This is a genomic window from Ruthenibacterium intestinale (assembly GCF_040096265.1).
Taxonomy (GTDB): Bacteria; Bacillota; Clostridia; order Oscillospirales; family Ruminococcaceae; genus Ruthenibacterium; species Ruthenibacterium komagatae.
The window spans coordinates 1-14,242 of record NZ_JBBMFA010000098.1 but is presented as its reverse complement, the minus strand read 5'-3'; the positions used below and the strand labels follow the sequence as shown (position 1 = coordinate 14,242).

The 14,242-nt window shown below is 53.8% G+C and carries 13 protein-coding genes and 2 pseudogenes; 13 read left to right on the top strand and 2 right to left on the bottom strand.

Going from position 1 to position 14,242, the window contains the following annotated elements:
* Window positions 1-136: 136 nt before the first annotated feature.
* The 13 genes and pseudogenes from WMO24_RS10595 to WMO24_RS10535 all read left to right on the top strand — a co-directional run bounded on the left by WMO24_RS10595 (window position 137) and on the right by WMO24_RS10535 (window position 13,039).
* Window positions 137-364: a hypothetical protein gene (locus tag WMO24_RS10595; protein WP_349216411.1), complete on the top strand. Its 228-nt coding sequence runs from the start codon at window positions 137-139 to the stop codon at window positions 362-364.
* Window positions 361-1,614: a restriction endonuclease subunit S gene (locus WMO24_RS10590; protein ID WP_116722342.1), complete on the top strand. Its 1,254-nt coding sequence runs from the start codon at window positions 361-363 to the stop codon at window positions 1,612-1,614. Before WMO24_RS10595 ends, WMO24_RS10590 begins: the two co-directional genes overlap by 4 nt.
* Window positions 1,611-1,991, top strand: coding sequence for a hypothetical protein (locus WMO24_RS10585; RefSeq protein ID WP_349216410.1), 381 nt, complete (start codon window positions 1,611-1,613; stop codon window positions 1,989-1,991). The genes WMO24_RS10590 and WMO24_RS10585 overlap by 4 nt, the downstream gene beginning before the upstream one ends.
* Window positions 1,991-3,421: a type I restriction endonuclease gene (locus tag WMO24_RS10580; protein WP_349216409.1), complete on the top strand. Its 1,431-nt coding sequence runs from the start codon at window positions 1,991-1,993 to the stop codon at window positions 3,419-3,421. Before WMO24_RS10585 ends, WMO24_RS10580 begins: the two co-directional genes overlap by 1 nt.
* A pseudogene (locus WMO24_RS10575) lies at window positions 3,418-4,542 on the top strand (family 78 glycoside hydrolase catalytic domain); the annotation flags it as partial. The gene WMO24_RS10580 and the pseudogene WMO24_RS10575, both read left to right, overlap by 4 nt.
* Window positions 4,543-4,637: 95 nt before the next feature.
* Window positions 4,638-5,825 (top strand): alpha-L-rhamnosidase-related protein, encoded by a 1,188-nt coding sequence (locus WMO24_RS10570; RefSeq protein WP_349216408.1) that lies wholly within the window; start codon window positions 4,638-4,640, stop codon window positions 5,823-5,825.
* A 10-nt stretch (window positions 5,826-5,835) separates the two neighbouring features.
* A pseudogene (locus WMO24_RS10565) lies at window positions 5,836-5,958 on the top strand (hypothetical protein); the annotation flags it as partial.
* Between the two features lie 12 nt (window positions 5,959-5,970).
* Entirely contained in the window at window positions 5,971-6,927 is a 957-nt protein-coding gene (locus tag WMO24_RS10560; protein WP_349216407.1) for an alpha/beta hydrolase, read from the top strand.
* Window positions 6,914-9,247: a glycoside hydrolase family 3 C-terminal domain-containing protein gene (locus WMO24_RS10555; protein WP_349216406.1), complete on the top strand. Its 2,334-nt coding sequence runs from the start codon at window positions 6,914-6,916 to the stop codon at window positions 9,245-9,247. Before WMO24_RS10560 ends, WMO24_RS10555 begins: the two co-directional genes overlap by 14 nt.
* Window positions 9,248-9,249: 2 nt before the next feature.
* Window positions 9,250-10,524 (top strand): rhamnulokinase, encoded by a 1,275-nt coding sequence (locus WMO24_RS10550; RefSeq protein WP_349216405.1) that lies wholly within the window; start codon window positions 9,250-9,252, stop codon window positions 10,522-10,524.
* Window positions 10,521-11,771, top strand: a complete 1,251-nt coding sequence (locus WMO24_RS10545; protein WP_349216404.1) for an L-rhamnose isomerase — start codon at window positions 10,521-10,523, stop codon at window positions 11,769-11,771. Before WMO24_RS10550 ends, WMO24_RS10545 begins: the two co-directional genes overlap by 4 nt.
* A 5-nt stretch (window positions 11,772-11,776) precedes the next feature.
* Window positions 11,777-12,589 carry a rhamnulose-1-phosphate aldolase gene (gene rhaD / locus WMO24_RS10540; protein WP_349216403.1) on the top strand — a complete coding sequence of 271 codons (813 nt, stop codon included), beginning with the start codon at window positions 11,777-11,779 and terminating at the stop codon, window positions 12,587-12,589.
* A gap of 132 nt (window positions 12,590-12,721) precedes the next feature.
* Window positions 12,722-13,039 carry a YbjQ family protein gene (locus tag WMO24_RS10535; RefSeq protein ID WP_349216450.1) on the top strand — a complete coding sequence of 106 codons (318 nt, stop codon included), beginning with the start codon at window positions 12,722-12,724 and terminating at the stop codon, window positions 13,037-13,039.
* A gap of 71 nt (window positions 13,040-13,110) precedes the next feature.
* On the opposite strand, the gene WMO24_RS10530 is transcribed toward WMO24_RS10535, so the two are convergent.
* Together WMO24_RS10530 and WMO24_RS10525 are read right to left on the bottom strand one after the other, a co-directional pair.
* Window positions 13,111-13,800: a DUF1129 domain-containing protein gene (locus WMO24_RS10530; RefSeq protein WP_349216402.1), complete on the bottom strand. Its 690-nt coding sequence runs from the start codon at window positions 13,798-13,800 to the stop codon at window positions 13,111-13,113.
* Window positions 13,797-14,123 carry a PadR family transcriptional regulator gene (locus tag WMO24_RS10525; RefSeq protein ID WP_349216401.1) on the bottom strand — a complete coding sequence of 109 codons (327 nt, stop codon included), beginning with the start codon at window positions 14,121-14,123 and terminating at the stop codon, window positions 13,797-13,799. The genes WMO24_RS10530 and WMO24_RS10525 overlap by 4 nt, the downstream gene beginning before the upstream one ends.
* Between the last annotated feature and the right edge of the window lie 119 nt (window positions 14,124-14,242).

Below are 14,242 nucleotides of genomic sequence, written 5' to 3'. Positions count from 1 at the left end.
CGGAGGCAATTTACCCGGCATTGTATGCAGCTGTTGCGCAGCACATTTTGGAATATGGCGTTACAGAATTTATCGTTGGCCACTAATCGACCGCAAAGGCAATAAAAAAGCAGATGCCTCCCTTCGTGACTACGAAATGGTGCCGTTGAAGGAAGACATCCACGAATATTTCCGTCGTGAGGTTCTGCCGTTTGTGGCGGATGCCTGGATTGACGAGAGCAAGACCAAAATCGGCTATGAGATTCCGTTTACCCGCTATTTCTACAAATTCACTCCGCTGCGTCACAGTTCTGTGATTATGGAAGAAATTAAGGCTTTGGAGGAACGCATCCGAACCAGATTGGTGGAGGTGTTTTCCGAATGAAGAGTTATTCGGCTTACAAAAATAGCGGAGTTTCTTGGATTGGTGATATTCCAGCCACATGGAACCTTTCACAGCTACGCTATGTAATTGAATGTCTTGACGGGAAAAGGGTTCCGGTTGAAACTGGCTTGCGTTCCGAAATGCAAGGAAGTATTCCGTATTGGGGAGCAGGCAATATTGTTGATTATGTTGATAGGGCATTGTTCGACGAAGAACTCGTTCTATTAGGTGAGGATGGCGCCCCCTTTTTTGACCATACACGCCCTGTTGCTTTTCACATTACTGAACCTATATGGGCAAATAATCACATCCATGTACTGCGAATAAATCAGAATGCTGACCCCCAATATATTGTTTATGCACTTAATGCTGTCGATTATAAAGAATATATAAATGGAGCGATCCTCAACAAATTGACGCAATCGGCAATGAACCGAATAAAGATACCTCTACCACCTTTAAGTGTTCAAAGGAAAGTTTCAGAATATCTTGATGGTTGTGTGAATACCATATCTAATTTAATCAACGAAAAACAATCTCTTATTGAACGCTTACAAGAAGCAAGCACATCCATTGTTGCTGAGACTGTTACAAAAGGATTGGATAGCAATTCTGCAACAAAGGATACCGGTATAAGCTGGCTTGGGCAAGTTCCTGCCCACTGGCAAGTTCTTACTAATCATCAACTTTTTGCTGAACGGAACATTAAGTGCGCAGAACAGGACGCCGTTTTACTCAGTGTTACCAAATATCTTGGTGTGATTTTGCAATCGCAGGCAGAGGAGCTAAACCTTGCCACCGTTGCCCCGGCAGAAACTACCGAAGGGTATAAGGTTGTCCGAAAAGGCGACCTGGTCATGAATATCATGCGAGCAAAAGATGGCAGCTATGGCATCTCTGGATATGACGGCGTGATCTCTCCTGCATACTGCATTTATTATCCGAGGCAAGAGGTAAATCCTCAGTACCTGTACTACCTGTTCAAGACACCGATGTACATGGAAATTTTCAAAAATTATTCCACAGGCATTGCAGAACACCGGATGCGCTTATATCCTGTGAACTTCTTCAAAATTCCAGCAGTGGTGCCTCCTCTGGAAGAACAGAATGAAATTGTAGCTTATCTGGACAAGCGTGTGAAAGATATTGATGAATTGATTTCTCTCACTCAGCAACAAATCGAAAAACTAAAGGAATACCGCCAAAGCGTCATTTCTGAGGTGGTAACCGGAAAGGTGGCAGTAGAATGAACTATCAAGAATTGTCACCGCAAGGCGAAACTTTGCTGAAAGAAATTATCGACCTCCAGGCCAGTGGTCAGGACAATGCAGCTTATTGGAGCAAGCGGTTTGATGGATTATCCATGCAGCAGGATACCCTGCTCCGGGATACATTTCGAGAGCTGAGAGAATGTGGTTATGTCCACATACAGTGGGCTGACAACATTCCATACTATCTGTCCCTCACAGTGGATGGTCAGAATTATTTCACTAACAAAAAGGCTGCAAAAAAAGCCGAAAGAAAACTCTCACGGCGGGAATGGCGGATTGCTGTCATATCGGCCATGATTGGCGGTATGGTTGGGCTGATCCCCTGGATTTGTACTTTGATAGGAGGTGGTCAATAATGGCAATCGAAACCAAAGAAATTACATTTGAACAAGAGATTGAATACAGCCTGCTTGACCACGGCGGATATATCAAAGGGAATCCCCATGACTATAATCGTGAATTTGCCATAGACACCAAGCAGCTCTTTCGGTTTCTTCAAGACAGCCAGCCCGTAGAATGGGAAAAGCTGTGCAGAAAACACGGCGAGAATGTGGAAACGGGTTTTCTGAAGAAGCTGTATCGTGATCTTGATACATACGGAACATTATATGTGCTGCGGCATGGCGTTGTAGATGCTCCCGCTAAACTATCCCTGTGCTATTTTAAGCCTGCCAGCGGCATGAACCAAACCAGTCAGGCACTTTACGAGAAGAACATTCTCTCCATCACCCGGCAGGTACATTATAGCCTAAAAAATGAGAACTCCATAGATGTTGTGCTGTTCATCAATGGTCTGCCTGTTGCGACGGTGGAACTGAAAAATCCGATCACCGGTCAGACTGTCGAAAATGCAAAGCGTCAATACATGAAAGACCGTGATCCCAGAGAACTTCTGCTTTCGTTCAAAGCCCGATGCCTGGTTCACTTTGCCGTGGATACCGAAGAAGTGTGGATGACCACAAAGCTCAATGGCCTCAATACCTATTTTTTGCCGTTCAATAAGGGAAACAACGGCGGCAAGGGAAACCCTGTTGGGAACAGTACCTACCGGACTTCGTATCTGTGGGAAGAAGTCCTGCAAAAAGACAGCCTGCTGGACATTGTACAGCGATTTATTCATTTGCAGGAAGATAAAAAGAATCCCAAAAAGTCTGTTATGATCTTCCCACGTTACCACCAGCTGGATGTGGTCCGTAAGCTCGTTGCCGATGTTTACGCAAACGGAACTGGTCACAATTATCTGATTCAGCACAGTGCAGGAAGCGGAAAATCCAACTCTATTTCTTGGCTGGCACATCACCTGTCTAACCTGCACGATAAAAATGACAAGGTTGTATTCAACAGCATCATTGTGATTACAGATCGCCTCGTATTGGATATCAAAAATGTGGGAGGCCTGCCCTGCTCCTATGTGTTCATGGCACTGTTCGCAGACGTGCTGGATCATCTGGAATGGAAGACCGGCTTCCGCATTGACGGCATTGCCATGTCGGTGTACAACATCATTGCCGTGGCCATGGTGGGCGTGTGCACCGGTGTGTTCAACGGATGGCTGGCGGGGGCAGGCTATGTGGCCCCCGAGATGGTGGATGGCGTGACCCAGGCAGTCAGCCAGTCTGCTTCCGTGCAGAACATCATCATCTTTGGCTTCGTAGGCCTGGAGGTGTTCACCGGCATCATCCTGACTGTGCTGCTGATTTTCCTCAGCGTGGAAAAGAATATCGGCAAAAAGCAGGCGGAGATCAAGTCCCGCCGTGAAAAAGGCGAAGGGGGTCAAAAAGCGTGAATGCGATCCGGCTGAAAACGGAATATCTGACAAATCCGGTGGGTATCGACATCTCCCGGCCCCGGCTGTTCTGGAACTGTGATCAGGGAGAGAGACAGACTGCTTTTCAAATTGTGGCTGTCGATGACAGCGGCACACCCCTGTGGGACAGCGGCAAGGTGGAAAGCAATTCCATGCGGGCAGAGTGGGGGGGCAGCCCTGTCCCCGCAAAAACGAAGGTGCTGTGGAAGGTGCGTCTTTGGGATGAAAGCGGTGTTCCCGGTCCCTGGGCGGCGGCCACTTTTGAGACCGGCATTGGTCACTGGCAGGCGGACTGGATCACGGGTGACTACAAGGTGAACAAAAAACGGCGTTATCCCGTAGACTGTTTGCGCAAAATCTTCTCTGTTTCCGGGGTGAAAAAGGCCCGATTGTACATCACTGCCTGCGGTCTCTATGAAGCGAAGCTGAACGGAATCCGCGTGGGCAATATGATACTTGCGCCTGGCATTACGGATTACCGCAAGCGGGTGCAGTATCAGACCTGGGATGTAACCGGGCTGCTGCGGCAGGGCGAAAACGAGTTGACCGTGCAGCTTGCCGATGGCTGGTACCGCGGCTCCTGCGGTGCGTGGGGACTAAAAAACCAGTATGGAACGCAGACAAAGCTGCTGGCTCAGCTGGAACTTGTGCATGCCGACGGCAGCACTCGGACCATCGTGACCGACGACAGCTGGGATTGGAGCAGCGACGGCCCCATCCGCTTTGCTGACAACAAGGATGGTGAGGTGGTGGATGCTTCACGCGTCCCCGGCTACGGGGGAAAGGCGAAAGTCACCACCCACAACGTGGTTCCCACTGCTGCTAACAATGTGGCAGTGACCGAGCACGAGCAGCTCAAGCCTACCCTCATCACTACACCCGCCGGCAAAACTGTGCTGGACTTCGGTCAGAACATCGCGGGTTACGCCCGATTCACGGTGAAAGCCCGGGCGGGGCAGAGAATTTTTCTTCGTTTCGGCGAGCTGTTGGACGAAACCGGCGAATTCACCCAGAAGAACATCCAGTGTTCCAACAAGAAAATCACCACCCCCTGCAGCAGGTGGACTACACTTGCCGGGAAGGGGAAAACGACTATAAGACCACCTTTTCCATCTTCGGTTTTCAGTACATCCTGGTGGAGACCGACGTGCCCTTCCGTGCGGAGGACTTCACAGCCATTGCGGTGTATTCCGACATGGAGCGCACGGGATTTTTTGAGAGTTCCAACCCATTGCTGGACAAATTTGTGGAGAACACCGTCTGGAGCGCCAAGAACAACCATGCTGACCTTCCCACTGACTGCCCTACTCGGGAGCGCCACGGCTGGAGCGGCGACGCTCAGATCTTTTGCTCCACCGCCAGCTACCTGTTCGACTATGCTTCCATGGCCCGCAAATTTCAGTGGGATCTTGTGGACGCACAGCACAAAAACGGGTGCTTTACCCAGATCGCTCCGGTGGGCGGCGTGGACCATTACATGAACACCATTGACGGTTCGCCGGGCTGGTCCGATGCGGGGGTGTTCATCCCATGGGAGATATTCAAACGCTACGATGACCGAAAAATTCTGGAGGAAAATTACGGCGCCATGCGCCGCTTTGCCCTTTACAAAATCGGCACGCTGGGCCGTCATTACCTTACCAGTGCCCCCACCGGCATCCAGCGGAAATATCGCAAATACATCTCCAACTACGGGCAGTCCTATGGCGAATGGGCGGAACCGGTGGACGTGAAGCCCTTTGCCATCTCCGATTTTGTCTCTCCGCACCCGGAGGAGACCACTGCCTATATCGTGCTGCTCATGGAGCGGATGGCCGAGATTGCCGGCGTGCTGGGCCGTGAGACAGACGCTGCAGAATACCTTGTGACAGCTCAAAAGGTGCGAGAGGGTTACCAGGCGCTGGTGCGGGGCAAAAAACACAACTTGGACACCGACCGTCAGGCAAAGCTGGTGCGCCCTTTGTACATGAAGCTGCTGGACGAAGAACAGACCGTTTATGCAAAGAAGCGCCTGCTCCGGGCGCTGGACAACTATCGCTGGCGGCTGGGCACCGGCTTTCTTTCCACCCCGCTCATCCTCTATGTTCTGGCAGACATGGACATTGAATATGCCTACCGCCTTTTAGAGAATGAGGAGATACCCGGTTGGCTGTCCATGCCGAAAAACGGGGCAACCACCATCTGGGAGAGCTGGGAGGGAAAGACCGCTCAGGGCGGCGTGGCCTCTCTGAACCACTATTCCAAGGGGCGGTGGTCCAGTGGTTGTTTGACACTATGTGCGGCATCCGGGTGGACGGTGAGAATCACTTTGCCATTACACCCCGGCCCGGCGGGCATTTTACCCGGGCAAAGGCTGCCTACAACAGCGTCTATAGCCGGGTGAGAGCGGCTGGGAAAAGACAGACGGGGGCTGGATGTTCGCGGTGACTGTGCCCGTCAACTGTACGGCAGAGGTCCTTCTGCCGGACGGCTCCGTCCGGGAGCAGGGGCCCGGTACCGCTACCTATCCGATGTGAGAGGAGGACAGCATGAGCATCACACACAGCATGGTCTTTTCTTTTTGCAAAAAGGGTAAACGGCGGTATGTTTCCGGCCAGGACCAGAACTATCCCGCTCGGCGGGCTGAGGAGGAAAAACAGAATCGCTTTGCCAACGCGCCCCGGTCCGTTCACATCTGTCAGGTGCAGGCGGGTGACGTGACGGTAGAGTTGCTGAGCCATCCGAGAAATCCTACGGACAGGATCGTTCTGTACATCCACGGCGGCGGATTCGTGGTGGGCAGCGTGAAGACCCGGCGTATGTTCACAGGGTATCTGGTGACCAAGCTGGGGTTTAATGTGGCGGCCCCGGAATACCGCCTGGCCCCGGAGCATCCTTTCCCCGCGGCTCCGCGGGACTGCTTTGCAGCTTATCGGGCGCTGTTGGAAGAATACGCCCCGGAGCGCATTGTCCTTCTGGGAGAAAGCGCCGGCGGGAATCTGGTGCTGTCGCTCCTTCTTCAGATTAAAGAAGCAGGACTGCCTATGCCCGCAGCGGCTCTTTGCTTTTCTCCTTGTGTTCAGTTCGATCAGACATTTCCAAGTTATACCCGAAATCGGGCCACAGAAGCGATGGTGGATGACCTTTGGACAGAAACGCAGGAAGCTTACCTTGGAATAAAAGACAGCGCCGTTGTCCGCAACTCCTTTGCCGCACCTTACTACGGCAGCTTTGCAGGCTGTCCGCCCATTTGTCTGTGGGCGTCGGAGTCGGAGGTCCTGCGGGATGACAGCCTGATGCTGTTTGAAAAACTCAAGACGGAAGGACATCCCTGCAGACTGTATCTGCGCAAAGGGATGATTCACACATGGCTCATCATTCCCACCATCCCCGAGGCGAGGAAAGACTTGAAAACGGTAAAGGACTGCCTGGACCGGGCGATGGAGGGGACACTGCGAGGCTGCGCCGCCCCGATCCGATTGGAGGACTGGAATGGACAGGATTGAAATGATTTTGACGCAGATGTCCCTGGAGGAAAAGATTGCGCTTTGTTCCGGTAGAAGTTTTTGGGAAACGAAGACATACGAAAAGTATGGCATTCCCTCGCTGTTCATGTGCGACGGCCCCCACGGCCTGCGAAAACAGGAAAATGCTGCGGACATGATGGGAGTGAACGCCTCCCGGCCGGCCACCTGCTTCCCGGCTGAGGTGACCACCGCCGCCAGTTGGGACCCTGACCTGCTGGAACGAATCGGCGTCGCCGTGGCCGAAGAGGCAAAGGAACAGCAGGTGGGCTTGGTGCTTGGCCCCGGGGCAAATTTAAAACGCAATCCCCTGTGTGGACGGAATTTTGAATATTTCAGCGAGGATCCGTTTCTGGCGGGCAAGTTGGCGGCGGGCTTCATTCGAGGAGCCGAAGGCAGGGGCGTCGCTACCAGCCTTAAGCACTTCGCGGTAAACTCCCAGGAGTTCTGCCGCTTCAACTCTGACAGCATTCTGGACGAGCGCACCCTGCGGGAACTTTACCTCACTGCCTTCGAGATTGCCGTTCGGGAGGGAAAACCTTCCACGGTGATGTGCGCCTATCCCAAGCTCAACGGCACCCATTGCAGCGATCACGGACAACTGCTCACCGGCATCCTGCGCAAGGAGTGGGGGTTTGATGGTATGGTGATCACCGACTGGGGCGCTATGAACGACCGTATCGAGGGCTTTCGGGCGGGGTGCGACCTGAACATGCCCGGAGGAAGCGGCTATATGGAAAAAGATGTGCTGAAAGCGGTGAAATCCGGTGTGCTGCCGGAAAGTGCGGTGGACACTTCTGCCCGGCGGGTTCTGAAACTGGTACTGCAGGCGGCAGAAAGGCAGAAGAAACTCTGTGCCTGTGACTACGGTGCTCATCATACTCTTGCCCGGGAGGCGGCAGAGGCCGGAGCCGTTCTGCTGAAAAATGAGGACGGCGTGCTCCCTTTGGACGCAACTGCAAAAGTTGCCGTCGTAGGTGCGATGGCCCGGCAAATGCGTTACCAGGGAGCAGGTTCCAGCCACATCAACCCTCTGCGGCTGAGCCAGCCGCTGGAGGCACTTCCTGGCGCAATTTATGCGCCAGGCTGCGATGACCGGGGCGAAACGACCGAGACGCTGCTCCTTGAAGCGGCGAACGCCGCCCGCGGTGCAGACACGGCAGTGGTGTTCGCGGGACTGCCCGGCCATTTGGAGTCGGAGGGCTTTGATCGGGCAGATATGAGGATGCCGCAAGGGCACATTCGCATGATCGAGGCTGTGGCACAGGCAAACCCCAATACCGTTGTGGTTCTGCTGTGCGGCTGCGCGGTGGAGTGCCCCTGGGCTGACAGGGTTAAGGCCATCCTCTACATGGGCCTTCCCGGCCAGGCAGGAGGCGAAGCGGTGGCCGACCTGCTCTATGGCAGGGCCGACCCCGGCGGCAGGCTGGCGGAAAGCTGGCCTTTTGTCTACGGCGACGTGCCCTCTTCGGAGATTTACGACAAAACGAAGGACGCCCTTTATGAGGAGGGCATCTATGTGGGCTACCGCTTCTATGACAAGGCGGGTGTCCCGGTGCGGTGGCCCTTCGGCTTCGGCCTGAGTTACACAAGCTTTGCCTATTCCGACCTGACCATTGGGGGAGATACCGTTTGTGTGACGGTGAAAAACACCGGCGCGCGGGCCGGGTCCGAGGTGGTGCAGATGTACATTGCGCCGCCTTCCGGCGGGCTGCACCGCCCGGTGCGGGAACTGAAAAACTTCCGAAAGGTATTTTTGCAGCCCGGCGAAAGTGAGACGGTGACCTTTGCACTGGACGAGCGCGACTTTGCCCTCTGGCAGGACGGCTGGCGGGTGCCCGGCGGGCATTACACGGTGCACATTGGCGGCCTGAGTGCTGTCATCGAAAAGGCGGGCGCAGAACTGGTGCCACCGGCATGGCAGGCAGGAAGCTGGTACGAGACCTGCGCGGGCAAGCCCTGCCAAAAAGAATGGGAGACCATGCTGGGCAGGCGATATGTGCCACAAACGCCCCGGAAGGGCAGCTTTACCATGGACAACACCGTGGAGGAGATGAAGGACACCTCGCTGGTGATGCGGCTGTTCCATGGGGCGGTGGAACATACCATCGCTCGCTCCTTTGGCGGCAAGAAAGACCGTGAAAATCCGGAGTTTCGCATGCTGATGGCCTCCTCGGTAGGCTCTCCTCTTCGCAGCATGCAGATCTCCGGCGGCATGAAAGATGGCCTGATGCAGGGCTTGCTGGAAATGGCCAACGGCCATTATCTGCGTGGCATCTTGCGCATGATCAAGGGGGAATAAAGATGAGATACTGCCTTGCCATTGACATCGGTGCCTCCTCCGGACGCCACATTGTGGGCTGGATGGAAAACGGCAGAATGCAGACGGAAGAAGTCTATCGTTTCGCCAACGGCGTGCGCAGAGAGAAGGGTCATTTGGTGTGGGATGTGGAGACCCTGTTTCGGGAGGTGAAAGAGGGCATCGCGGCGGCTAAGGCTCGCTTTGCGACCATCGCCAGCCTTTCCATCGATACCTGGGGCGTGGATTACGTTCTTCTGAAAGGTGACAGAGAAGTACTGCCCGTCTATGCCTATCGGGATGGACGCACCGAAGCAGTCGTGTCGCTGGTGCATCGGCGGATGCCTTTTTCGGAGTTGTACCGCCGCACCGGGTGTCAGTTTCAGAGCTTCAATTCCCTCTATCAGCTTTATGCTGACAAGATATCCGGACGGCTGGATGGAATCACCGGCCTTTTGATGCTGCCGGAGTATCTGCTCTGGAAACTGTGCGGTGCGCAGGTGAGGGAGTATACCAATGCCACCACCACCGGACTGGTCAGCACCTGCACCGGGGAATACGACAACGGCATTCTGGAAGCAATGGACTTTCCCCGACAGCTGTTTCCAAAACTCTCCCGGCCCGGAAAGGTTCTGGGGGAATATGAGGGAATAAAATGCGTTCTCTGTGCCACCCACGATACTGCCTCGGCGGTAGAGGGAATCCCCATGGAGGGGAATCAACCTTATCTTTCGTCGGGCACGTGGTCTCTGCTGGGAGTCAAGACATCACGTCCGCTGACCGGCGAAAGCAGCCAAAAAGGCAACTGGTCCAACGAGGGCGGGGTGGGCTACAACCGTTATCAGAAAAACATTATGGGCATGTGGCTGGTCAACCAGCTGCGAAAAGAATTGTGCAACGGGCTGGGTTTTGCAGAAATCGTCCAGGCTGCGCAACAGAGCGACTGCGACGTGTCGGTTGACGCCAACGCCCCCGGATTTTTGGCGCCGGAAAGCATGAAGGATGCCTTTGACGCAGCTACCGGCGGTGCGCTGAAGGACGTGGGCGGCTATTTCCGCTGTGCTTTCCGTTCGCTGGCGCAGTGCTATGGTCAGGCTCTGCAGGAGTTGGAGATCAACACCGGGCGCAGTTTTGAAAAGTTGTATGTGGTGGGCGGAGGAGCTAAAAATGTCTGGCTCAACCGTCTGACACAAGAGGCTACCGGCAAAACCGTCATCGCTCTGCCCATCGAGGCCACGGCCCTGGGCAATCTCAAAATTCAAATGGAGGCGGTACAATGAGTTACGAACAGGCAAAAGCCAGATACGCAGCGCTGGGGATCGATACCGACGCGGCCATCGCCCGGCTGAAAAGTGTCCCGGTTTCTCTGCACTGCTGGCAGGGGGACGATGTCAGAGGCTTCGACACAGACCCTGCAAAACCCCTGACCGGGGGCATTCAAACTACGGGCAACTACCCGGGGCGTGCACGGACCCCGGAGGAACTGATGGCGGACATCGATCAGGTGCTGAAGCTCTGCCCCGGCACCAAAAAACTGAATCTTCACGCCAGTTATGCTATTTTTGAAAAGGGAGAGTGGGCGGACCGGGAGAAGCTGGAACCAAGGCACTTTAAAAAGTGGGTGGATTTTTGCAAGGCGCGGGGGCTCGGATGCGATTTCAACCCCACCTTTTTCTCCCATCCCAAGGCCGAGAGCCTGACCCTTTCTTCTCCGGAAGCAGAGGTGCGCCGGTTCTGGATCGACCACGGAAAGGCATGCATTCGCATCTCCAGCTATCTGGCCGAAGAGCTGGGCCAGCCTTGCATCATGAACATTTGGACGGGCGACGGCTTCAAGGACATTCCCGCAGACCGGATGGGTCCGCGGATGCGGTATCGGGAGGCCCTTGACGAGATCCTTTCCGAGCCTTACGATTTCGCCAGGGTCAAACCTTGCGTGGAGAGCAAGGTGTTCGGCATCGGCGTGGAGGCCTGTACTGTGGGCAGCGCCGAGTTCGCCCTCAGCTACGCCGCCATGAACCGGGAAAAGTGCATCCCGCTGATGGACAACGGTCACTACCATCCTACCGAAGTGGTGTCCGACAAGATACCGGCTCTGCTGACTTTTTTTCGGGAAATCGCGCTTCACATCACCCGCCCCATTCGTTGGGACAGCGACCATGTGGTACGGCTGGATGACGAAACCCAGGAACTCTGCAGGGAAATCGTCCGCTGCGGCGGCCTGGAGGGCCGGGTGAAGATTGCGCTGGATTACTTTGACGCATCCATCAATCGGATCGCCGCCTGGACCGTAGGTTTTCGCAATGTGCAGAAGGCGCTGCTGATGGCTCTGTGCACCCCGGATCTGACTGCATTGCAGAACAAAAATCGCTGGACGGAGCTGATGATTCTGCAGGAAGAACAGAAGACTCTGCCCTTCGGAGAAATCTGGGCGCAGTATTGCCGCGTATGCGGCGTCCCTGTCGACGGCGAGTGGTTCGCCGGGGTGAAGGCATATGAGAACGAAATTTTGAAAAGAAGAGGCTGACGGGCATGAATAATATTTTAAATGCTCCATTTATGGAAGAAATGAGAAAGACTACGGCGAATATGTACCGCCTTGGATGGGACGAGCGAAACGGAGGAAATATCAGTTGTCTGCTGGACGAAGGGGAGGTGCGGGAATACCTCGACCTGAACGTCGTTCTGCGCACCATTCCCCTGGGGTTTAACGCGGCCCCCCTGGCGGGACGGTTGTTTCTGGTCACCGGCACGGGAAAGTATTTCAAAAATATGGATGCCGACTCGGAGAACAATCTGGGCGTGGTGCGCATCACATCGGACGGTCAAGCCGCCGATCTGCTGTGGGGTTACCGGGACGGAGGCCGGTTCACTTCGGAATTCCCGGCCCATCTCATGAGCCACATTGCGCGTCTTGCGGTGGACCCCGAAAACCGCGTGGTGATGCACACCCATCCCACCCATACGCTGGCGATGAACTATATCCATGAGCTGGACGAAAAGAAGTTCACCCACACCCTTTGGGAGATGTGTACGGAGTGCATTGTAGTTTTCCCGGAGGGAGTGGGCGTGTTGCCCTGGATGCTCTGCGGCACAACCTCCATCGGCGAGGCCACTGCGGCTAAGATGAAGGATTTCCGCCTGGTGGTCTGGGCCATGCACGGTATTTACGGGGCAGGCAAAACGATGGATGAGACCTTTGACTTGATCGAGACCGTGGAAAAGGCCGCTCAGATCTACATGCTTACCGCCCATCTTCCACGGCGTAATACAATTCAGGACGATCAGCTTCGGGAGTTGGCAGAGTTTTTTGGAGTCAACTATCGCAAAGATTTCCTCTCATAAGGATCATCAATATTGAGCGATTGCAGTAATAGAAGAAACCGTTGCTTCTGCCTTGCTTTTTGAAAAGGAATCGCTTATAATTGGGGTCAAATAAGCCGTTGCAGAGAAGTCCGAATGAACAGGAGGATGATGATGCTGATTGCTACAACAGATGAAATTCCTGGAAAGAAGTATGAGGTCCTTGGAATTGTTGAGGGGAGTACCGTTCAGTCGGTTCACATTGGCAAAGATATCATGAATTCTTTGAAAACACTGGTTGGCGGGGAACTTACATCCTACAATGAAATGATGAACAATGCGCGCAAATTGGCCACGGAAAGAATGTTGGAGAATGCTCGCGCATTGAATGCAGATGCAGTTGTTTGTGTGAGATACTCTTCCTCGTCCATTATGCAGGGGGCTGCCGAGATTATTGCTTACGGGTCAGCAGTCAAATTTGTTTCGCAATAAACAATAACAGCAGAGTGCCGTCGGCTTTTCGAAAGCCGACGGCACTTGTGTTTCTGTGAGGGACGGAAAGGTTATTGCTGCTGTTGGGTATAGAACCGATCCAACCAGATATCGCAGAGTTTGTAGGTCCCGAGGAGCAAGGAAATCAACACAGGCGCGCACACGGCAGGAACAGAAAATAAGACAACACCCCGCAGCAAGGTGCTGCAGAGCAAGCATACCAACAGGGCAGCAAGGAAAAACAAGAAAGCCTTTTTATCTGAAGAAAGTCCTTTTTTCTGAACACTTTTTGAAAAAGAAGTTCGACAGATATATAGGACCAAGGCTCCTGCTGCACCGGGAATAAAAAGAAAGTTGATCAGCGAACCGAGACTGACGGGCAGGTATGGCCAGCTGTTTTGTACAAGTGCCTGCACCAAAGCGGAAATTGCCCAGATAATGGCTAAAATTCCCAGATAAAGGCCGCCGCTTCCCAGACCGTTGACGGCGAATTCCAACCATGTGCGGGAAGGTAGTTCTGCTAGCAAGGCGTCGCAAAAATCTTTTCCATCGCCCAGAACATCTGCCATGGAATCACCGCGGGTCTGCCCTTCCAGCATGATTTGAAGAATATCGCGCCGGACACGCTCCTGCTGGTATTCACTGACGCGGGAACCTCGCAGGTACACCACAATATCGGTTTCCAGTGCCTGATTTTCCGGTGAGAGAAGTTCGGAAAGCTGATTGTTCTCTTTCATCATTTTACGCACAATTCGATTCATAAAGATGCAGCCTCCTTTTTTCGATCGGACAGCAGACGGTCGACCGCCTGTGTCAGCTCGCGGTAATGCTCTACAAACTGACGGTACTCCTGTTGACCTTGTGGTGAAAGGGAGTAATACTTCCGTTTTGGTCCCAGTTCGGAAGGACGATAAACCGATTGCACCCATCCGTTTTTTTCCAAACGCAGCAGCAGGGGATAAATGGTGCCCTCGGTGATCTTTCCGAACCCATAGGCCTGTAACTGCTGAGAAATTTCGTAACCGTAAGTTTCCTGATCGGATATGATCGCCAGAATGCAGCCTTCCAGTGTTCCTTTGAGCATTTGAGAAGGGATCAAGCGAGATCACCTACCTTGCAATACAAAATACTGTGGCTATATTGTATTGCATAATACTGCTTTTGTCAAGAGAAAACCCGGGCAGCTTCTAGAAGCTGCCCGGG

What these genes read in the sequence shown, in the direction of transcription:
- WMO24_RS10550 (WP_349216405.1), top strand. Translation starts at nt 9,250, where the DNA reads ATGAGATACTGCCTTGCCATTGACATCGGTGCCTCCTCCGGACGCCAC.
- WMO24_RS10555 (WP_349216406.1), top strand. Translation starts at nt 6,914, where the DNA reads ATGGACAGGATTGAAATGATTTTGACGCAGATGTCCCTGGAGGAAAAG.
- WMO24_RS10570 (WP_349216408.1), top strand. Translation starts at nt 4,638, where the DNA reads ATGGAGCGCACGGGATTTTTTGAGAGTTCCAACCCATTGCTGGACAAA.
- WMO24_RS10560 (WP_349216407.1), top strand. Translation starts at nt 5,971, where the DNA reads ATGAGCATCACACACAGCATGGTCTTTTCTTTTTGCAAAAAGGGTAAA.
- rhaD (WP_349216403.1), top strand. Translation starts at nt 11,777, where the DNA reads ATGAATAATATTTTAAATGCTCCATTTATGGAAGAAATGAGAAAGACT.
- WMO24_RS10545 (WP_349216404.1), top strand. Translation starts at nt 10,521, where the DNA reads ATGAGTTACGAACAGGCAAAAGCCAGATACGCAGCGCTGGGGATCGAT.
- WMO24_RS10535 (WP_349216450.1), top strand. Translation starts at nt 12,722, where the DNA reads ATGCTGATTGCTACAACAGATGAAATTCCTGGAAAGAAGTATGAGGTC.
- WMO24_RS10590 (WP_116722342.1), top strand. Translation starts at nt 361, where the DNA reads ATGAAGAGTTATTCGGCTTACAAAAATAGCGGAGTTTCTTGGATTGGT.
- WMO24_RS10580 (WP_349216409.1), top strand. Translation starts at nt 1,991, where the DNA reads ATGGCAATCGAAACCAAAGAAATTACATTTGAACAAGAGATTGAATAC.
- WMO24_RS10585 (WP_349216410.1), top strand. Translation starts at nt 1,611, where the DNA reads ATGAACTATCAAGAATTGTCACCGCAAGGCGAAACTTTGCTGAAAGAA.
- WMO24_RS10530 (WP_349216402.1), bottom strand. Translation starts at nt 13,800, where the DNA reads ATGAATCGAATTGTGCGTAAAATGATGAAAGAGAACAATCAGCTTTCC.
- WMO24_RS10595 (WP_349216411.1), top strand. Translation starts at nt 137, where the DNA reads ATGGTGCCGTTGAAGGAAGACATCCACGAATATTTCCGTCGTGAGGTT.
- WMO24_RS10525 (WP_349216401.1), bottom strand. Translation starts at nt 14,123, where the DNA reads ATGCTCAAAGGAACACTGGAAGGCTGCATTCTGGCGATCATATCCGAT.